Consider the following 17,844-nt stretch of genomic DNA (forward strand, 5'->3'; position numbering starts at 1 on the left):
GTATTAACGCGTTAGTACACTATGAAGCGTCGCTTCCTCGATCCGGAAACCCCCGCCGACTCCGCCGAAACCAGCCTGTGCGAGGCCCTGGCCGGGCTCACCACGGTGGAGGAGATGCGTGCCTTCCTGCACGACCTCTGCACGCCGGCGGAAATCGAAGTCATGGTCGACCGCTGGCGCGTGGTGCCGCACCTGCTCGAAGGCCGTTCCTATCGCGAGATCCATGAGCGGACCGCGGTCAGCATCACCACCATCGGCCGGGTCGCGCGTTACCTCAACCAGGGCAATGGCGGCTACATGGCCGCTGCTGCCCGGCGCAACATCGGGGGCGCCTCGTGAAGCCGCGCGACCGACTGCGCATCGCCATGCAGAAATCCGGCCGGCTCACCGAGCCGGCCCAGGAACTCCTCGCGCGCTGCGGCCTCAAGTTCCGGCAGAGCCGCGACAAGCTCTTCTGCTTCGGCGAAGGCGAACCGGTGGACCTGCTGCTGGTTCGCGACGACGACATCCCCAGCCTGATCGCGGAAGGTGTGTGCGACCTGGGCATCGTGGGCAGGAACGTGCTGCGCGAATTCCAGCTGTCGAACGAGGAAGCCGGCTCGGGCCTGGACGAACTGCGTTCGCTTGGCTTCGGCCATTGCCGGCTCTCCATCGCGGTTCCCCAGGAAGATGCCTACGAGGGGCCTGCGCAGCTGGCGGGACAGCGTATCGCCACGTCGTATCCCGGCCTTCTTGGCGAATGGCTGCGTGCGAACGGGGTGGACGCGAAGGTGGTGATGCTGGCCGGTTCGGTGGAGATCGCACCGCGCCTGGGCACCGCGGATGCCATCTGCGATCTGGTTTCCAGTGGCGCCACGCTTGTCGCGAACCAACTGCGCGAGGCTGCGGTCGTGGTCGAAAGCGAAGCGGTGCTCGCCGGGCGACGCGAGCTGCCCGCCGACGAGCGCGGCGAGATCGCCGAACTGCTTTTGCGCCGGCTCGACGGCGTGATCCAGGTGCGCGATTCGCGCCTCATCCTGATGCAGGCACCGCGCGACGCGCTGGCCGCCATCACGCGCCTGCTGCCGGGCGCACCCGTGCCCACGCTCACGCCGATCGACGGCGCTCCCGACCACGTGGTGCTCCAGGCACTTTGCGCCGGCTCCGTGAGCTGGCGCCAACTGGAAGACATGAAGCGCGCCGGTGCGCGCGACATGCTGGTGCTGCCCGTGGAGAAGATGCTGGCATGAAGCGGATCGATTGGAAGACCCTCGACGACGCTGCTCGCGACGCGGCGCTGGCGCGGCCCGCTCAGGCACGCGCCCCCGGCCTGCGCCAGGGTGTGGAAGGGATCATTGCCGAGGTGCGCGCCCGTGGCGACGCCGCGCTGTTCGAGCTCACCGCCCGCTACGACGGGGTGGCGATGGACGACCTCGCGGTATCGGAGCAAGAGTTCGCCGATGCCGAGTCGCGCCTGTCGGAGACACTGAAGGCGGCCATCCTCGAAGCGGCGGGCCGCATCGAAACATTCCATCGCGCCGCCGCTCCGGTGCCGGTCGCGGTCGACACGGCGCCCGGCGTGCGCGTGGAGCGCGTGCTGCGTCCCGTTCGCCGCGTGGGGTTGTACGTGCCCGCGGGCGGTGCGCCCCTTCCGTCGACCGCGATCATGCTCGGCGTGCCGGCGGCCATCGCCGGATGCCCGGAGGTGCTGCTGTGCACACCGGTGCAGGCGAACGGGCGCTGCGACGATGCCGTGCTGTTCGCGGCGCGTGCCGTCGGCGTGCACCGCGTGTTCAAGTTGGGCGGCGCGCAGGCCATGGCCGCCATGGCATACGGCACGGCCTCCGTGCCCCGCTGCGACAAGCTGTTCGGTCCCGGCAACGCATGGGTCACCGAGGCGAAGCTGCAAGTGGCCGGCGATCCGGCGGGTGCCGCCATCGACATGCCCGCCGGCCCATCCGAAGTGCTGGTGATCGCCGACGACACGGCCGATCCGCGCTTCGTCGCCGCCGACCTGCTGTCGCAGGCGGAGCATGGCCCCGATTCCCAGGTGCTGCTCGTCAGCCCGTCGCGCGAACTGCTGGACGCGGTAGAGGCCGAGGTGGAACGGCAGCGCGCGCAACTTCCGCGCGCCGAGGTCGCGGCGGCCGCGCTGAGCGAAAGCCGGCTGGTGCTGGTGGGCGATCTTGCCGAGGCGGTGGCGGTCAGCAATCTCTACGCACCGGAGCACCTGATCGTGCAGACGGCGGAACCGCGGGCATTGCTCGACGACATCGAATCGGCGGGGTCTGTCTTCCTCGGCGAATGGACGCCGGAATCCATCGGCGACTATTGCAGCGGCAGCAACCACGTGCTGCCGACGTATGGCTACGCGCGCAGCTTCAGCGGCGTGTCCGTCGGCAGCTTCCAGAAGCAGATCACGGTACAGCAGTTGTCTGCCGAAGGCCTGCGCGGCATCGGACCGTGCGCGGAAATACTTGCCGAGGCCGAACAGCTGGAAGCCCATCGCCGCGCGGTTTCGCTCCGCCTGGCCGCCCTGAGGGCCACCGCATGAGCGTGCTCGATCTGGCCCGCCCGGACATTCGCGCCCTGGCGCCTTACTCCAGCGCCCGCATGGAAGCGCAGGGAGGCACGGTGCTCCTCAACGCGAACGAATCGTCGCGGCCGCCGAACATCCCCGGCGGCGACGGATTGAACCGTTATCCGGACCCGCAGCCTCGCGCCCTCGTCGAAACGCTGGCGGAGCTGTACGGCTGCGACAGCGACCGCGTGCTCGTCACGCGCGGCAGCGACGAAGCCATCGATCTGTTGGTCAGGGCGTTCTGTCGCGCGGGACACGACGCCGTGATCGTCTCGCCACCCACGTTCGGCATGTACGCCGTATGCGCCAGGATCCAGGATGCCGCGGTGATCGAGTCGCCGCTCGACGCGTCGGGGGCGCTTCCGCCGGATGCGCTGCTCGCCGCGGTAACACCCGCGGTCAAGCTGGTTTTCGTGTGCACGCCGAACAATCCCACGGGTAATGTCGTGCCGCTGGACGTGTTGTCGCGGCTCGCCAGGGAACTTGCCGGCCGCGCCGTGCTGGTGGTGGACGAGGCATACGCGGAGTTCAGTGGCCTGCCGAGTGCCGCGACGCTGATCGACACCTACGACAATGTGGCCGTGCTACGCACGTTGTCCAAGGCCTGGTCGCTTGCGGGTGCGCGCGTCGGTGCGCTGATCGCGCGCCCGGAGGTCATCGGCCTCCTGCGTCGCATCATCCCGCCGTATCCTCTGCCGTCCCCCTGTGTGGATGCCGCGTTGGGCGCGCTTTCCTACGAGGGCCGGCGCGTGCAGCGACACCACGTGAACGAGATACTGACCGAGCGCGCTCGGATGCTGGCGGAGTTGCCTGGCGTACCCGGCGTACGCGAGGTGTTGCCTTCCCACGCCAATTTTCTCGCGGTGCGCTTCGACGATGCCGCCGGCACGTACCGCCGCCTCCTGGCTGCGGGCGTGGTGGTGCGAGACATCACGAGGTATCCCGGCTTGAGCGATGCGCTTCGCATCACCATCGGCACGGGTAACGAGAACGACCGCGTGCTGGCGGTGCTTCGCGCAGGTGAGGTCGCATGAACCGAAAGATCCTCTTCGTCGATCGCGACGGCTGCCTGATCGAGGAGCCGGCGGACGAGCAGATCGACAGCTACGAGAAGCTGGCGCTTATGCCCGGCGTGATCGGTGCATTGCAGCGCTGCATCGGCGCGGGCTACGAACTGGTGATGGTCACCAACCAGGATGGCCTGGGCACACCGTCGTTCCCGCAGCAGGCGTTCGACGGTCCGCACGCATTGCTGCTGCGCATCTTCGCGTCGCAGGGCATCGTGTTCCGCGAGCAGCTCATCGACCGCAGTTTCCCGCACGAGAACCTGGACACGCGCAAGCCCGGCACCGGTCTGGCCCGGCACTGGCTTGCCGACGACAGCTGGAGCCGTGCGCGGTCGGCCATGGTGGGCGATCGCGACACCGACCTGGCCTTCGCGGCCAACATGGGCGTGCGCGGTTTCCGGGTGGGCCAGGGCGGCATGGCCTGGAACGACTTCGCACACGTGCTGCTCGATGCGCCGCGCACGGCAGCGGTCCGCCGCGGTACCCGCGAAACGTCCATCCAGGTCTCCGTGGACCTCGACCGCGTGGCCGAGCCCGTGGTGCATACCGGCTTGGGGTTTTTCGACCACATGCTGGAGCAGATCGGCAAGCACGGCGGTTTCGCCCTCGAGTTGCGCTGCGACGGCGACACCCACGTCGACGAACACCACACCATCGAAGACGCTGCGCTGGCGCTGGGGCAAGCCTTGCGCCAGGCGCTTGGGGACAAGCGCGGTATCACCCGTTACGGCTTCGCGTTGCCCATGGACGAGAGCGCCGCGCGTGCGGAGCTCGACCTCTCGGGCCGTCCTTACTTCGTTTTCGAGGGTTCGTTCCCGCGCGAGCGCGTGGGCGACGTGCCGACGGAACTCGTGCCGCACTTTTTCCGGTCGCTGTGCGAGACGTTGGGCGCCAACCTGCACCTGACCGTACACGGCGACAATGCGCACCACATGGTGGAAGGTTGTTTCAAGGTCGTGGCACGCACCCTTCGCCAAGCCATGCGGCGGGAAGGAGCGGACCTTCCCAGCACCAAGGGTAGCCTCTGATGCGCGCGGTACTGGTCGATGCCGGCGGCACCAACATCGGCTCCGTTCGTTACGCGCTGCAGCGATTGGGGGCCGACGCCGAACTCACCTCGGATGCGGCGCGCATTCGTGCGGCGAGCCACGTGATCCTTCCCGGTGTCGGCGCGGCCGGTCCGGGCATGCGCATGCTGCGGGAGGCGGGCCTCGTCGACATCATCCGCGGGCTCACCCAGCCGGTGCTCGGCGTGTGTCTCGGCATGCAGCTCCTTTGCGAGTGGTCGGAAGAGGCCAACACCGAATGCCTCGGCGTCATTCCGGCGACGGTGCGGCGGTTCGCCGACATTCCGGGATTCCGTGTGCCGCACATGGGGTGGAACGGGTTGCGGCTGACCCGCTGCCATCCGTTGGTTGCGGGCGTGCGCGAAGGCGACGCTGCCTATTTCGTCCATAGCTATGCCGTGCCCGACGGCGACTATTCGCTCGCGGCCAGCGAGCATGGAACGCCTTTCGCTGCCGTGGTCGCCGCCGGCAATTTCATGGGCATGCAGTTCCACCCCGAGCGGTCGGGGGCACTGGGTGCCCAGCTTCTGCGGAATTTTCTTTCTTTATGACGCTTCCCATTCCCGCCATCGATCTGCGCGACGGCAAGGTCGTGCGCCTCTACAAGGGCGACTACGCCCGGCAGACCACCTTCGCCTTCGAGCCGGAAGCTCTGGCGGCCCGCTATGCGGACGAGGGTGCCGAGTGGCTGCATGTCGTCGATCTCGACGGTGCGCGCTCCGGGCGCTTCGAAAACCTGGCCACCGTTGCGGGCATCGCGTCGAGCGGACGGCTGCGCGTGCAGGCCGGCGGCGGCGTTCGCAACGAGGACGGCGTGCTCCGGTTGCTGGAAGCCGGCGTCCATCGCGTCGTGGTGGGCAGTGTGGCCATGCGCGATCCCAAGACCGTGGCCTCCTGGATCGCCCGCTACGGCGCGGAGCGGATCGTGCTGGCGCTGGACACGCGCTTCCTCGACGGCGAATGGCGCCTCCCCAGCGCGGGCTGGACGGCCTACGAGGTGCGCACTCTGGACGAGCTGCTTCCGCTGTACGAAGCGGCAGGGGCGCGGCACCTCCTGTGCACGGACATCGACCGCGACGGCACCATGAGCGGTCCGAACGTAGCGCTCTATCGGCACCTGGGCAGCCTCGCGCCGTCGATGGCGGTGCAGGCCTCCGGAGGCGTCCGCTCCCTCGACGATATCGCCGCCCTCGCGTTGCAGGGCACCGCAGGCGTGATCCTCGGTCGCGCACTGCTGGAAGGCGCCTTCTCCCTTTCCGATGCCTTCGCCGCGGCGGAGAAGGCGAACGCGTCATGCTGAGCCGGCGCATCGTTCCGTGCCTGGACGTGAGGGACGGGCAGGTCGTCAAGGGCGTCCGTTTCCGCGACCACGTGGTCGTGGGCGAGATCGTGGAGTTGGCTCTGCGTTACCGCGACGAAGGTGCCGACGAACTCGTGTTCTACGACATCACGGCAAGCCCGGAAGGGCGCCGTGTCGATCGCGACTGGGTGGAACGCGTGGCCCGCGAGATCGACATTCCCTTCTGCGTGGCGGGCGGCATCCGCAGCGTGGACGATGCGCGCGAAGTGCTGCACGCCGGCGCCGACAAGGTGTCGATCAACTCGCCCGCGCTGGAGCGGCCGGCGCTCGTGGGCGAACTGGCCGACGCCTTTGGGGTGCAGTGCGTCGTGGTGGGTGTGGACAGCCTGCGCGACGACGACGGCGAATGGCACGTGCGGCAATACACCGGCGATCCCTCGCGCACGCGCGCCTTGCGCAAACCCACGCTCGAATGGATCGACGAAGTGCAGCAGCTCGGAGCGGGCGAGATCGTGCTCAATTGCATGGGCACCGACGGCGTCCGCCGCGGCTACGATATCGAACAGTTGAAGGCCGCCCGCGCGCTGAGTCGCGTGCCGCTGGTGGCATCGGGAGGTGCGGGTACGCCGGCACATTTCGTCGAGGTGTTTCGCGAAGCGGACGTCGATGCGGCGCTCGCGGCCAGTGTGTTCCATTCCGGCGAGATAGGCATTCCCGCGCTGAAGAAAGAGCTGCGGGCGCAAGGTATCGAGGTGAGGCTATGAGCGGCGCGAACGCGGATTTCGCCAAGGGCGGCGGGTTGCTGCCGGCGATCGTGCAGCATGCGCGAACCGGCGAGGTACTGATGCTGGGATACATGGACGAGGCGGCCCTGCAGGCAACGCAGGAGCAGCGCTTCGTCACGTTCTTCAGCCGCAGCAAGCAACGGCTCTGGGCCAAGGGCGAAACGTCCGGCCATACGCTGGCGGTGGTGGACGTCCGGCTCGATTGCGACGCCGACACGATCCTCGTGCGCGCGCTTCCTGCCGGGCCTACCTGCCACAACGGCACGTCGAGTTGCTTCGGCGACGACGTGGCCCCTCCGCTGGCTTTCCTCGCCGAACTCGATGCGCTGGTGGCCTCGCGGCATGACGAGCGTCCGGCCGGCAGTTACACGACGAAGCTGTTCGAAGAAGGCCTTCGCCGCATGGCGCAGAAAGTGGGCGAGGAGGGCGTCGAAACGGCCCTGGCGGTCGTCGCCCAGGACGACGACGCGCTGGTCGGCGAGGCCGCCGACCTCGTGTTTCATCTCATGGTGGCATTGCGCGCACGCGGCATCGGTTTCGGCGCCGTGGCCGCGAAACTGGCCTCACGGCATCGCATGTAGGGTAGGGCGGCCGCCTTAGCGGTTGCCGCCGCGGTTGCCGCCGCCACCGCCCCGATTACCGCCACCGGGGCGCCCGCCACGATTGCCACCTGGACGCGGGCCGCCTGCGCGGTTGCCACCGGCACCCGGACCGCCACCGCCGGTGCGATTGCCGCCGCCCGGGCGACCACCGCGATTGCCGCCGCCTTCGAAGCGGCTACCGGGGGCACGGTTTCCTTCATTGCGTGCCGGGCCCTGGCCCGCCGCGCGGTTTCCGCCTGCATTACCCGGACGTCCGCCGGGACGCGGCCCACGGTTGCCGGCGGTGTTGCCGGCCGCATTGCCGCCACCGGTGCGGGTGTCGCCGGCGAACCAGGTCCGGATCGACGGCAGTTCCTGGCCGGGAGCGACGCGGCGCGACTTGCGCTGGCCACCGCCGCCGGCGCGTTCCGGACGTGCGACGTTGCCGTTCACCTCGCGGCGCTGACCGCCGCCGGCGCCCTGGCCACGGCCGCCGCGGCCGCCACGTGGGTTGTCGTCGCGAATGCGGTCGAAGGCGGTGAGTTCGCGCGCCTCGTCATGCCGTGCCGAACTCCACGCACCGGGGGTGCGGGTATCGGGACGATACTCGGTGACGTGGCGGGGGGCGCGGCGCTGGTGCACCACGGCGCTCAGGGTGAGCACGGGGGCAGGCGCGCCCAGGCCTGCGCGCTCGCGCAGTTCCTTGATCGCGGTTTCGTCGAGCGATTCGCAGTCGCCGCGGCGCAGCGCACGCGGCAATTCCACGGAGCCGTAACGGATGCGCTTCAGGCGGCTCACGAGAAAGCCCTGCGAATCCCACAGGCGGCGAACCTCGCGGTTGCGTCCCTCGCGAATGGTCACGCGGAACCAGCTATGGCTGCCGCCACGGCTGATCACGCCGATCTCGTCGAAGCGCGCCGGGCCGTCTTCCAGCTCCACGCCCGCCTTGAGACGTTCGATGACCTCGTCGGGCACTTCGCCGTGCACGCGGCAGAGGTACTCGCGTTCGAGCCCGCTCTTCGGATGCATCAGCGCGTTGGCGAGTTCGCCGTCGGTCGTCAGCAGCAGCAGGCCGGTGGTGTTGATGTCGAGACGGCCCACGGCGACCCAGCGCGCACCGCGAAGGCGCGGAAGCTGTTCGAACACGGTGGGGCGGCCTTCGGTGTCCTCGCGGGTGGTCACCACGCCTTCCGGCTTGTGGTAGACCAGCACTTCCGCGTCGGTGCGGTTGTCCGTGGCGACCACGAACTGCTTGCCGTCGAGAACCACGCGGTCGCCGGCGTGGACGCTGGCGCCGATGGTGGCGACGGTGCCGTTGACCTCGACCTCGCCAGCCTGGATGCGCTGTTCGAGCATCCGGCGCGAGCCGAGTCCGGCGTTGGCGAGAACCTTGTGCAGGCGCTCCTCGAGTTGCTGTGTGGTATCGGCGGCGTCATTGCCGCCGCGCTTCAAGGTGAGCAGGGAACGCTGTGGCGCATTCATGCGCGTGACTCCTCGGTATCTTTCTCGGCGTCGTCGTCTTCGACGTCGCTCGCTGGGTTCTCTGCCTCGTCGGCAGTGGGGGAAGCCGCGGCGACGTCGTCGCCGGCAGGCAGCTGGTTTGCGGCCTCGATCGCATCGCCTTCGTCGGGCGTGGTCTCGGCAGCACTTTCGACGGCCGGGGCGTCGGCCACGGCATCGTCGGTGTTCGGGGTGTTCTCGTTGTTCAGGGTGTCTTCGCCTTCAACGGCAGGTTCGCCAGCGGCGTCTTCCGGCAGCGCGGCACGCGCCGCCACGGGTTCCGCATCGCCTTCGAACCGCATCTGCGGATTGAGTTCCTCGAGGTCGCGGATTTCCGACAGCGGCGGCAGGGCGTCCAGCGACTTGAGGTTGAAGTAGTCGAGGAAGGCGCGGGTGGTGCCGAAAAGCGCCGGCTTGCCCGGTACGTCGCGGTGGCCCACCACGCGGATCCATTCGCGTTCTTCCAGGGTCTTGATGATGTTCGACGACACCACCACACCGCGGATCTGTTCGATCTCCGGCCGGGTGATCGGCTGGCGGTAGGCGATGAGGGCCAGGGTTTCCAGCAGGGCACGCGAGTACCGGCTGGGCTTTTCCGCCCACATGCGCGATACCCAGCCGTGAACTTCCCGTCTTACCTGGTAGCGCCAGCCGGAGGCCACTTCCACCAGTTCCACGCCTCGGCCCTCGCAGTCGGCGCCGAGCGCCGCCAGGACCTGCGTGAGTTCGTCGGTGCCGATCTCCTCGTCCTCGCCGAAGATCGCCTTGAGCTGTGCGATGGTCATCGGCTGGGTCGACGCCAGCAACGCCGCTTCCACGATGGGTTTGAGCTGTTCGGGATGCATAGGCCCTTGGGTGATGGTTGCTGGCCCCCGGGTGGGAGCCGTCAGGCGAGCGCTTCTTCCGGCTCGGCCTCGGTATGTGCCTTCGTCTTCAGGTAGATCGGCCCGAGGGCTTCTTCCTGCACGATCTCGATGAGCATTTCCTTGGCCAGTTCGAGCATGGCCAGGAAGGTGACCACCACGCCGAGGCGGCCTTCGCTCACGTCGAACAATGTTTCGAAGCGGTGGAAACCGCCGCCCTCGCTGAGCGTGCCGAGGAGGTCGCCCATGCGCTGGCGCACGCTGAGCGGTTCGCGCTGGATCGCATGGTGCGTGAACAGGTCGGCGCGGTTGAGCACGTCCTTGAGCGCGAGCAGGAGCTCCCTGAGGTCGAGCGGCGGTGGTACGCGCACCACGTTGTGCTCGCCCACGAAGGCGTGAACCACCGTGGTGTCTCGTTCCAGGCGCGGCAGTTCGTCGATATCCGCCGCAGCCCTCTTGAAGCGTTCGTACTCCTGGAGCCGCCGGACCAGCTCGGCGCGGGGATCTTCCTCCACGCCTTCCTCGGCCGGCGGCCGGGGAAGCAGCAACCTGGACTTGATCTCCGCCAGGATGGCGGCCATCAGCAGGTACTCCGCCGCCAGCTCCAGGCGCATCACCTCGCGCATCATCTCGATGTAGTCCATGTACTGCCGGGTGATTTCGGCCACAGGGATATCGAGAATGTCGAGGTTCTGCCGGCGGATCAGGTAAAGCAACAGGTCCAGCGGACCTTCGAACGATTCGAGGATGACTTCGAGCGCGTCCGGCGGGATGTACAGGTCCTGCGGCATCTGCAGCACCGGTTGCCCGCGCACCAGCGCGAGGGGCATTTCCTGCTGCTGCGGTATGCCCGCGAAGGCATCCTGGGCTTTTTCGACCACCTGGACTTCGGTTGTCTCGTTAGTCATCGGCACACGTCAGAAGGGTCGCTTGAGCGACCGGTAGCGCAACAATCGATGCCGTCCGGCGGCCGTACCGCCACCTCGCCCGGCATGCCACGCATCGTCGCCGACGAGCGATAGGCATGGCCGCTGGACACCCCAGGAGGGTCACCGTCTGTGAAGGAACGTCGGGAGCAGAGCGCGGCCGGTCTCAGCAACGGACCGGTGAAGGCGCGACGCCCGAATAAGTTCACCCGATTGCCGTACAGGGTATCGCCTGTGCCCATGCAAGTCCAGCGGTGGGCGCCAGCGTGGGCGGGGCTTGCGGCACAATAGGTCCATGCAGCCTGCCCAGCGCGCCATCATCCACGTCGACATGGACGCCTTCTACGCGTCCGTGGAGGAACTGGACGACCCCTCGCTGGTGGGAAAACCGGTGATCGTGGCCGGCCTGGGCCGCCGGGGCGTGGTTTCCACGGCGAATTACGAGGCGCGCAAGTACGGGGTGCGTTCCGCCATGGCTACCTCGGAGGCGCGCCGGCGCTGTCCCGAAGGCGTCTATATCTTCCCTCGCCATGCCCGCTACCAGGAGATCTCGAACGTGGTCTTTGGCGTCTTCGCCGAGGTCACGCCGATGATCGAGGGGCTTTCGCTGGACGAGGCCTTCCTGGACGTTACCGCCAGCCTGAGACTGTTCTCATCCATCGAGGCCATTGGGCACCGCGTGAAGGAGGAGATCCGGGCGAGGACCGGCCTCAACGCCTCCGTGGGCATGGCCCATAACAAGCTCTTGGCCAAGCTGGCCAGCGAACTGTCGAAGCCGAACGGTTTCCTGCGCATCGCGCCCGAGGAGATCCGGGGCTACCTCGATCCCCTGCCTGTGGGCCGCATGTGGACGGTGGGGAAAGTGGCCGAGGAGGCCCTGCATCGGGTCGGTATCCGCACTATCGGCGATATCGTTCGGGCGGATGCCTGGCGATTGAACAAGGCCGTGGGCGAACGCCATGCGACGCTCCTGCGCGAGCTCTGCCGGGGCGAGGATCGCCGGCCGGTGGTCACCGATGCGCCCGAGGTCTCGATCGGCGCCGAATGGACGTTCGAATATGACCTGGAGGAACTCTCCATCGCCGAGGCATGGCTGCTTCGGCAGTGCGAAAAGGTGGGTGCACGGGCCCGGTCCCGAGGCGTGAACGCCCGAACGGTATCGGTGAAGCTGCGCGAGCCGCCGTTCACCACCCACAGCCGGCAGGCACAGATGTCCGTTCCCGGCAATGCCACGCCCGAGATCTATGCCGTGGCACGGCGCTTGCTTCAGGTCTGGTGGAACCAGCATCCCCGGCCAAGGCTGCGTTTGCTGGGTGTGACGCTGTCGGGTTTCGATGCCAGGCATGGCGACGAGCAGCAGGACATGTTCGCCGCGCCGGTCTCGGACAAGCTGTCCGACGGTGTCCAGGACCTGATCAACAGCCGCTTCGGAGCAGGGGCGCTGGTTCGGGCCGGTGTGCTGAAAACGCGCGGAAACGAGTGACAGCAGTCATATGCATACGTCATCCAGGCTGCTCTAATGTGTCCGTTTGTGACACGGAAGGTAAGTAGCGAGGTGCGTCATGCCGATCACGACGGGCAAGGACGAGGTATCGGGATGGGTGGAGAAGCTGATGTCGAACGATAGGGACGATCCCAATACCCGCTATCGCCATGCGCGGATGCGGGTGCAGACCGCGGTTCTCATGAGCCGCGGCGGCGAGGCGCACCCGACCGACCTGGTAGACATCTCGGCCACTGGGGCACTGCTGCGTCGCCCCCTGGGCTGGCGGGGCGAACCAGGCCAGACCTGGATCCTCGACATGATCTTCGGGCACGACCTGCACATTCACCTCGAAGCTTCGGTGGCCCGGGTGTCCGCACGGCAGATCGGCATGGAATACACGCTCATCCCGGAAGACAAGCAGGCCTCGTTGTGGGAACTGCTTGGCGGGTACGCCGACACGCTGGAAACCTGGAAGGACGATTGACGTCTGCAGGAGTCGGCCGCGAGACGCGGCTGATATCTGTGGGAGCCGGCTTTGCCGGCGATCCCGCGGCAGCGGGCAACCTTGGCGCGAGCACCCATCGCCGCTGAAGCGGCTCCCACAGGAGGCCGCTCCAACAGGACAGGCCCCTCAGGCCGCCTGCTTCTTCTTCCGCTCTTCGTCGCGCAGTTCGCGACGCAGGATCTTGCCTACGTTCGTCTTCGGCAGGGCGTCGCGGAACTCGATCTGCTTCGGGCGCTTGTAGCCGGTGAGGTTTTCCCGGCAGTACTCCTTGAGCGCCTCGATCGTCAGCGACGGGTCCTTCCGCACCACGAAGAGCTTCACTACCTCGCCCGAGTGTTCGTCTTCTACGCCCACGGCCGCGACCTCGGCTACGCCGGGGTGGTGCATGACGACGTCTTCGATCTCGTTCGGGTACACGTTGAAACCGGAGACGAGGATCATGTCCTTCTTGCGGTCGACGATGTAGACATAGCCGTTGGCATCCATCTTTGCGATGTCGCCCGTGCGCAGCCACCCTTCGGCGTCGAGCACTTTCGCGGTTTCTTCCGGCTGGCCCCAGTAGCCCTTCATCACCTGCGGGCCCTTGATGCAGAGCTCGCCGGCTTCGCCAACCGGCAGCACGGTGCCGTCTTCAGCTCTGATCTGCACGTAGGTCGACGAAATAGGCAGGCCAATCGAACCGTTGTATTCCTTGAGGTCCAGCGGATTGATGCACGCGGCGGGCGAGGTCTCGGTGAGGCCATAGGCTTCGGCGAGCGTGACGCCGGTGGTCTTCTTCCAGCGCTCGGCGACACTGCGCTGCACCGCCATGCCGCCGCCCAGCGACAGATGCAGGCGCGAGAAGTCGAGGTCGGCGAAGCCGGGCGTGTTGAGCAGCCCGTTGAAGAGCGTGTTGACGCCCGTGATGGCCGTAAACTTCTCTTTCGAAAGCTCCTTCACGAAGCCCTTCATGTCGCGCGGATTGGTGATCAGCAGGTTCATCGCGCCCAAGCGCGTGAAGACGAGGCCGTTCGCCGTCAACGAGAAGATGTGGTACAGCGGCAGCGCCGTAACGATGATCTCTTCACCCGCCGTCGCGGAGCCGCTGATCCAGGCATCCGCCTGGAGCATGTTCGCGATCATGTTGCGGTGGGTGAGCATGGCGCCCTTGGCCACGCCCGTGGTGCCGCCGGTGTACTGCAGGAAGGCGATATCGTCGTGCCCGATGTTCACGGCCGGCATGGGATGCGCCTTGCCACGCTCCAGTGCGGTGCGGAAGCGCACGGCACCGGGCAGGTTGAAGGCCGGCACTTCCTTGCGGATGTTCTTCACCACGAAGTTGATGATGTTGCCCTTCGGGAAGCCAACCATGTCGCCGACGGCGGTGGTGATCACGTGCTGCACCTTGGTGCCGTCCAGTGCGTGCTGGGCGGTGGCCGCGAAATTGTCCAGCACCAGGAGTGCCTTCGCACCCGAATCTTCCAGTTGGTGATGCAGTTCGCGGGCGGTGTACAGCGGATTCGTGTTCACTACGGTCAGGCCGAGCCGCAGGGCGCCGAAAAGCGCGATGGGATACTGCAGCAGGTTCGGCAGCATGATCGCCAGGCGGTCGCCCTTCTTCAGGCCGAGTTCGCCGGACAGATAGCCTGCGAACGCTCGGGAAAGCTCATCGATCTGCCCGTAGGTGAGAACCTTGCCGAAGTTCGAGAACGCAGGGCGACCACGAAATTTCTGAAAGGATTCTTCGAGAACGGCCGCAATGGAGCGGAATGCGTTGACGTCGATGTCGGCGGGAACGCCGGCCGGGTAGTGGTCAAGCCACGGACGCTCGATGCTCATGAATCGGACGGACTCCAGAAAAGGGCGCTGGCACGGTCATTCGTGCGGTCGCGAGGCATTGGAGCATACGCGTGCGTATAGCGGCAAGCCGCGCCGCAGCGCGTCCAGCGAGGAGGAAACAACGCATGTGGAAGGTGGGAAGGGTGGTGCTGTGCCTGCTTTTCGCCGGCTTTGCCGGTTGCCGTCACACGCCCGACGAGGAGCAGGTGCGTCACGCGATCGCGGCGACGGCCGAGGCTGCCGAGCAAGGCAAGGCCGGCGACACGGTGGCGGCGTTGACGGAAGACTTCGACGGGAACGCCGGCGCGCTGGATCGCCGCGCGCTGAGCAACCTCGTGCGCGTATACGCGCTGCGCGGACAGAAGGTGCACGTTCTGATGGGCCCGACCGAGGTGGACAGGCGAGGAGACCGGATGGTGGCGACCTTTACCGTGACGCTCACCGCAGGGGCTGGCGTGCTCCCCGACGACGCGGGGGCCTACACGGTGGAAACCGGTTGGCGCAAGGACGATGGCGAGTGGCGCTGCTTCGCCGCCACATGGAAACGCGCGTTGTAGCGCAAAAAAAACGCCCCGGTTTCCCGGGGCGTTCTTCGGTGGCTTATCAGGCCGCCTTCGCCAGCTGGCGAAGCACGTACTGCAGGATGCCGCCGTGGCGGAAGAACTCGCGCTCCTTCGGCGTCAGCAGCAGCACCTTCACGGTGAAGCTCTTGACCGAGCCGTCGGGACGCTTGGCCGTAACCGTGGCGCGCTTCGACTCGCCGCCCTCGAGGCCGGTGATGTCGAATACTTCATCGCCCTTGAGGCCGAGCGTCTGTGCATTCTCGCCGTCCATGAACTGGCAGGGCAGCACGCCCATGCCGACCAGGTTGGAACGATGGATGCGTTCGAAGCTCTCGGCGATCACGGCCTTCACGCCCAGGAGCAGCGTGCCCTTGGCCGCCCAGTCGCGCGACGAGCCGGTGCCGTATTCCTTGCCGGCCAGAACCACCAGCGGCGTACCGTCGGCCTTGTACTTCATGGCGGCATCGTAGATGGCCATCTGCTCGCCGGTGGGGATGTACTTGGTGTAGCCGCCCTCGACACCGTCCAGCATCAGGTTCTTGATGCGGATGTTGGCGAAGGTGCCGCGCACCATCACGTCGTCGTTGCCGCGACGCGAACCGTAGGAGTTGAAGTCCTTCGGCTCGACGCCCTTGGAGATCAGGAAGCGGCCCGCCGGGCTGTCCTTCTTGATCGAGCCGGCCGGCGAGATGTGGTCGGTGGTGATCGAGTCGCCGAAGATGCCCATGGCGCGCGCACCGTGGATGTCCTCGATGGTGCCGGCCTCGGCGGTCATGCCGTCGAAGTAGGGCGGGTTCTTGATATAGGTGGAATCGTCCCACGCGTAGGTCTTGCCATCCGGCGAGGCGATGGCGTTCCAGCGGCTGTCGCCCTTGAAGACGTCGGCGTAGCTGTCCTTGAACATCTGCGGGCTGATGGCGCCGGCAATGGCGTCGGACACTTCCTGGTTGGTCGGCCAGATGTCCTTCAGGTACACCGGCTTGCCGTCACTGCCGTTGGCGATGGGATCCTTCGTCAGGTCGATGTTGAGCGTGCCGGCCAGCGCGTAGGCGACCACCAGCGGCGGCGAGGCCAGGTAGTTCATCTTCACTTCCGGATGCACGCGGCCTTCGAAGTTGCGGTTGCCGGAAAGCACCGAGGCAACGGCGAGATCGCCTTCGGCGATGCCCTTGCTGATCTCGGCCGGCAGCGGGCCGGAGTTGCCGATGCAGGTGGTGCAGCCGTAACCCACGACGTAGAAGTTCACCTTCTCGAGTTCCTCGAGCAGGCCCGTCTTCTTCAGGTATTCGGTGACCACGAGCGAGCCCGGGCCGAGCGAGGGCTTCACCCACGGCTTGGCGGTGAGGCCACGCGCCGCAGCCTTCTTCGCGACGAGGCCGGCGGCGAGCATCACGGCCGGGTTGGAGGTGTTGGTGCACGAGGTGATGGCAGCGATGACCACCGAGCCGTCGTTCAGGCGGAACGACTTGCCGTCCTTCTCCACCAGCACGCCTTCGTCGTCGACCTTGTTGGCCTCGTTGCCCACGGCCGTGGCGCCGCCTTCATTGTTGAAGCGCGACACATCGCCGTTACGCGGCTTGCGATTCGCGGTGAGCGGGCCCACGGCGTCGACGAAGCTCTGCCTCACGCCCTCGAGCAGCACGCGGTCCTGCGGACGCTTCGGGCCGGCCAGCGACGGCTTGACGTCGGCGAGGTCCAGTTCGAGCACGGTGGTGAATTCCGGCTCCGGCGTGTTGGCGTCGTGCCACAGGCCCTGTGCCTTGGCGTAGGTTTCCACCAGCGCGATCTGGCCTTCGTCGCGGCCGGAAAGGCGCATGTAGTTCAGCGCTTCCTGGTCGATGGGGAAGATGCCGCAGGTAGCGCCGTATTCCGGGGCCATGTTGGCGATGGTGGCGCGGTCGGCCAGCGGCAGGTTCTGCAGGCCGCTGCCGAAGAATTCGACGAACTTGCCCACGACACCGAGCTTGCGCAGCATCTGCGTGACGGTGAGCACGAGGTCGGTGGCGGTCACGCCTTCCGACAGCTTGCCGGTGAGACGGAAGCCGACCACCTGCGGAATCAGCATGGACGAGGGCTGGCCCAGCATGGCCGCCTCGGCCTCGATGCCGCCCACGCCCCAGCCCAGCACGCCGATGCCGTTGATCATCGTGGTGTGCGAGTCGGTGCCGAACACGGTGTCCGGATAGGCGAAGGATTCGCCGTTCACTTCGTTGGTGAACACCACGCGGGCGAGGTTTTCCAGGTTCACCTGGTGCACGATGCCCGTGCGCGGCGGCACGACCTTGAAGTTGTTGAAGGCCTTCTGGCCCCAGCGCAGGAACGAATAACGCTCCTGGTTGCGCTCGAACTCGATGGCGACGTTCTCTTCCAGCGCGTTTTCCGAACCGAAGGCGTCCACCTGCACCGAGTGGTCGATGACCAGTTCGGCCGGGGCCAGCGGGTTGATCTTGTTCGGGTCGCCGCCGAGGCGGGCCACGGCGTCGCGCATGGCGGCCAGGTCGACCACGCAGGGAACGCCGGTGAAGTCCTGCAGGACCACGCGGGCGGGCATGAAAGAGATTTCAGTGTCGGGCTCGGCCTTGGCGTCCCACTTGGCGACCGCCTCGATTTCCTTCGAGGTGACGTTCACGCCATCTTCCTGGCGGAGAAGGTTCTCCAGCAGGATCTTCATGGAGTAGGGCAGGCGCTTGATGTCGAACGTGTTGCCGAACTTGGCCAGGCTGGCGATGGTGTGGCGCTTGCCGTTGACTTCGATACTGTCTCGGACTGAGAACGAGTCTTTCATGCTGTACTCCTGGCGTGGTTCTTGAGCTGGGGAGGCCG

General features: G+C 66.9%; 17 protein-coding genes. 12 read left to right on the forward strand and 5 right to left on the reverse strand.

Features of this window, described 5'->3' with window-relative positions; genetic code table 11:
• Nucleotides 1-21: 21 nt before the first annotated feature.
• From FHS47_RS03140 to hisIE, 9 genes are read left to right on the forward strand one after another with little or no spacing between them, the layout of a single operon-like run.
• A complete protein-coding gene (locus FHS47_RS03140) occupies nucleotides 22-339 on the forward strand; it encodes a YerC/YecD family TrpR-related protein (RefSeq protein ID WP_167022831.1) in 318 nt (105 codons plus the stop codon).
• A 26-nt stretch (nucleotides 340-365) separates the two neighbouring features.
• Nucleotides 366-1,229, forward strand: coding sequence for an ATP phosphoribosyltransferase (hisG, locus tag FHS47_RS03145; protein WP_247741327.1), 864 nt, complete (start codon nucleotides 366-368; stop codon nucleotides 1,227-1,229).
• Nucleotides 1,226-2,533, forward strand: a complete 1,308-nt coding sequence (hisD, locus tag FHS47_RS03150) for a histidinol dehydrogenase (RefSeq protein ID WP_167022837.1) — start codon at nucleotides 1,226-1,228, stop codon at nucleotides 2,531-2,533. Before hisG ends, hisD begins: the two co-directional genes overlap by 4 nt.
• On the forward strand, nucleotides 2,530-3,594 hold the full coding sequence (gene hisC, locus FHS47_RS03155; protein WP_167022840.1) for a histidinol-phosphate transaminase: 1,065 nt from the start codon (nucleotides 2,530-2,532) through the stop codon (nucleotides 3,592-3,594). Before hisD ends, hisC begins: the two co-directional genes overlap by 4 nt.
• Entirely contained in the window at nucleotides 3,591-4,655 is a 1,065-nt protein-coding gene (gene hisB / locus FHS47_RS03160) for a bifunctional histidinol-phosphatase/imidazoleglycerol-phosphate dehydratase HisB (RefSeq protein ID WP_167022843.1), read from the forward strand. Before hisC ends, hisB begins: the two co-directional genes overlap by 4 nt.
• The gene (gene hisH / locus FHS47_RS03165) at nucleotides 4,655-5,245 is read left to right on the forward strand and encodes an imidazole glycerol phosphate synthase subunit HisH (protein ID WP_167022846.1); all 591 of its coding nucleotides are present in this window, start codon (nucleotides 4,655-4,657) and stop codon (nucleotides 5,243-5,245) included. The genes hisB and hisH overlap by 1 nt, the downstream gene beginning before the upstream one ends.
• A complete protein-coding gene (locus tag FHS47_RS03170) occupies nucleotides 5,242-5,994 on the forward strand; it encodes a 1-(5-phosphoribosyl)-5-[(5-phosphoribosylamino)methylideneamino] imidazole-4-carboxamide isomerase (protein ID WP_167022849.1) in 753 nt (250 codons plus the stop codon). Before hisH ends, FHS47_RS03170 begins: the two co-directional genes overlap by 4 nt.
• Nucleotides 5,988-6,758, forward strand: a complete 771-nt coding sequence (hisF, locus tag FHS47_RS03175) for an imidazole glycerol phosphate synthase subunit HisF (protein ID WP_167022851.1) — start codon at nucleotides 5,988-5,990, stop codon at nucleotides 6,756-6,758. Before FHS47_RS03170 ends, hisF begins: the two co-directional genes overlap by 7 nt.
• Nucleotides 6,755-7,360, forward strand: coding sequence for a bifunctional phosphoribosyl-AMP cyclohydrolase/phosphoribosyl-ATP diphosphatase HisIE (hisIE, locus tag FHS47_RS03180; protein ID WP_167022854.1), 606 nt, complete (start codon nucleotides 6,755-6,757; stop codon nucleotides 7,358-7,360). Before hisF ends, hisIE begins: the two co-directional genes overlap by 4 nt.
• 15 nt (nucleotides 7,361-7,375) lie before the next feature.
• Here the strand turns inward: hisIE and FHS47_RS03185 are convergent, their stop codons facing one another.
• Genes FHS47_RS03185 through FHS47_RS03195 form a run of 3 tightly spaced genes read right to left on the reverse strand, consistent with a single transcriptional unit; the run spans nucleotide 7,376 to nucleotide 10,553 of the window.
• Nucleotides 7,376-8,842, reverse strand: coding sequence for a pseudouridine synthase (locus tag FHS47_RS03185; RefSeq protein ID WP_167022857.1), 1,467 nt, complete (start codon nucleotides 8,840-8,842; stop codon nucleotides 7,376-7,378).
• Nucleotides 8,839-9,705 carry an SMC-Scp complex subunit ScpB gene (gene scpB / locus FHS47_RS03190; RefSeq protein ID WP_167022860.1) on the reverse strand — a complete coding sequence of 289 codons (867 nt, stop codon included), beginning with the start codon at nucleotides 9,703-9,705 and terminating at the stop codon, nucleotides 8,839-8,841. The genes FHS47_RS03185 and scpB overlap by 4 nt, the downstream gene beginning before the upstream one ends.
• 41 nt (nucleotides 9,706-9,746) lie before the next feature.
• Nucleotides 9,747-10,553, reverse strand: coding sequence for a ScpA family protein (locus tag FHS47_RS03195; protein ID WP_247741328.1), 807 nt, complete (start codon nucleotides 10,551-10,553; stop codon nucleotides 9,747-9,749).
• A gap of 391 nt (nucleotides 10,554-10,944) precedes the next feature.
• Between FHS47_RS03195 and dinB the strand changes: the two genes are divergently transcribed.
• Nucleotides 10,945-12,132: a DNA polymerase IV gene (gene dinB / locus FHS47_RS03200; protein ID WP_167022866.1), complete on the forward strand. Its 1,188-nt coding sequence runs from the start codon at nucleotides 10,945-10,947 to the stop codon at nucleotides 12,130-12,132.
• Nucleotides 12,133-12,262: 130 nt separating this feature from the next.
• Nucleotides 12,263-12,619 (forward strand): PilZ domain-containing protein, encoded by a 357-nt coding sequence (locus FHS47_RS03205; protein WP_167027593.1) that lies wholly within the window; start codon nucleotides 12,263-12,265, stop codon nucleotides 12,617-12,619.
• A 147-nt stretch (nucleotides 12,620-12,766) separates the two neighbouring features.
• Here the strand turns inward: FHS47_RS03205 and FHS47_RS03210 are convergent, their stop codons facing one another.
• A complete protein-coding gene (locus FHS47_RS03210) occupies nucleotides 12,767-14,458 on the reverse strand; it encodes an AMP-binding protein (protein WP_167022869.1) in 1,692 nt (563 codons plus the stop codon).
• A gap of 125 nt (nucleotides 14,459-14,583) precedes the next feature.
• On the opposite strand from FHS47_RS03210, the gene FHS47_RS03215 reads away from it, so the two are divergent.
• Nucleotides 14,584-15,015: a hypothetical protein gene (locus FHS47_RS03215; protein ID WP_167022872.1), complete on the forward strand. Its 432-nt coding sequence runs from the start codon at nucleotides 14,584-14,586 to the stop codon at nucleotides 15,013-15,015.
• A 46-nt stretch (nucleotides 15,016-15,061) separates the two neighbouring features.
• Here the strand turns inward: FHS47_RS03215 and acnA are convergent, their stop codons facing one another.
• A complete protein-coding gene (gene acnA, locus FHS47_RS03220) occupies nucleotides 15,062-17,806 on the reverse strand; it encodes an aconitate hydratase AcnA (RefSeq protein ID WP_167022875.1) in 2,745 nt (914 codons plus the stop codon).
• Nucleotides 17,807-17,844: the final 38 nt, after the last annotated feature.

This window comes from Luteibacter sp. SG786 (assembly GCF_011759605.1).
Lineage (GTDB): Bacteria > Pseudomonadota > Gammaproteobacteria > Xanthomonadales > Rhodanobacteraceae > Luteibacter.

Bases quoted from the DNA above. Each gene is read 5' to 3' on its own strand.
- hisF (WP_167022851.1), top strand. From the start codon at position 5,988: ATGCTGAGCCGGCGCATCGTTCCGTGCCTGGACGTGAGGGACGGGCAG.
- hisH (WP_167022846.1), top strand. From the start codon at position 4,655: ATGCGCGCGGTACTGGTCGATGCCGGCGGCACCAACATCGGCTCCGTT.
- FHS47_RS03195 (WP_247741328.1), bottom strand. From the start codon at position 10,553: ATGCCCCTCGCGCTGGTGCGCGGGCAACCGGTGCTGCAGATGCCGCAG.
- scpB (WP_167022860.1), bottom strand. From the start codon at position 9,705: ATGCATCCCGAACAGCTCAAACCCATCGTGGAAGCGGCGTTGCTGGCG.
- FHS47_RS03210 (WP_167022869.1), bottom strand. From the start codon at position 14,458: ATGAGCATCGAGCGTCCGTGGCTTGACCACTACCCGGCCGGCGTTCCC.
- FHS47_RS03140 (WP_167022831.1), top strand. From the start codon at position 22: ATGAAGCGTCGCTTCCTCGATCCGGAAACCCCCGCCGACTCCGCCGAA.
- FHS47_RS03205 (WP_167027593.1), top strand. From the start codon at position 12,263: ATGTCGAACGATAGGGACGATCCCAATACCCGCTATCGCCATGCGCGG.
- hisB (WP_167022843.1), top strand. From the start codon at position 3,591: ATGAACCGAAAGATCCTCTTCGTCGATCGCGACGGCTGCCTGATCGAG.
- FHS47_RS03170 (WP_167022849.1), top strand. From the start codon at position 5,242: ATGACGCTTCCCATTCCCGCCATCGATCTGCGCGACGGCAAGGTCGTG.
- FHS47_RS03185 (WP_167022857.1), bottom strand. From the start codon at position 8,842: ATGAATGCGCCACAGCGTTCCCTGCTCACCTTGAAGCGCGGCGGCAAT.
- hisD (WP_167022837.1), top strand. From the start codon at position 1,226: ATGAAGCGGATCGATTGGAAGACCCTCGACGACGCTGCTCGCGACGCG.
- dinB (WP_167022866.1), top strand. From the start codon at position 10,945: ATGCAGCCTGCCCAGCGCGCCATCATCCACGTCGACATGGACGCCTTC.
- acnA (WP_167022875.1), bottom strand. From the start codon at position 17,806: ATGAAAGACTCGTTCTCAGTCCGAGACAGTATCGAAGTCAACGGCAAG.
- hisC (WP_167022840.1), top strand. From the start codon at position 2,530: ATGAGCGTGCTCGATCTGGCCCGCCCGGACATTCGCGCCCTGGCGCCT.
- hisG (WP_247741327.1), top strand. From the start codon at position 366: ATGCAGAAATCCGGCCGGCTCACCGAGCCGGCCCAGGAACTCCTCGCG.
- hisIE (WP_167022854.1), top strand. From the start codon at position 6,755: ATGAGCGGCGCGAACGCGGATTTCGCCAAGGGCGGCGGGTTGCTGCCG.
- FHS47_RS03215 (WP_167022872.1), top strand. From the start codon at position 14,584: ATGTGGAAGGTGGGAAGGGTGGTGCTGTGCCTGCTTTTCGCCGGCTTT.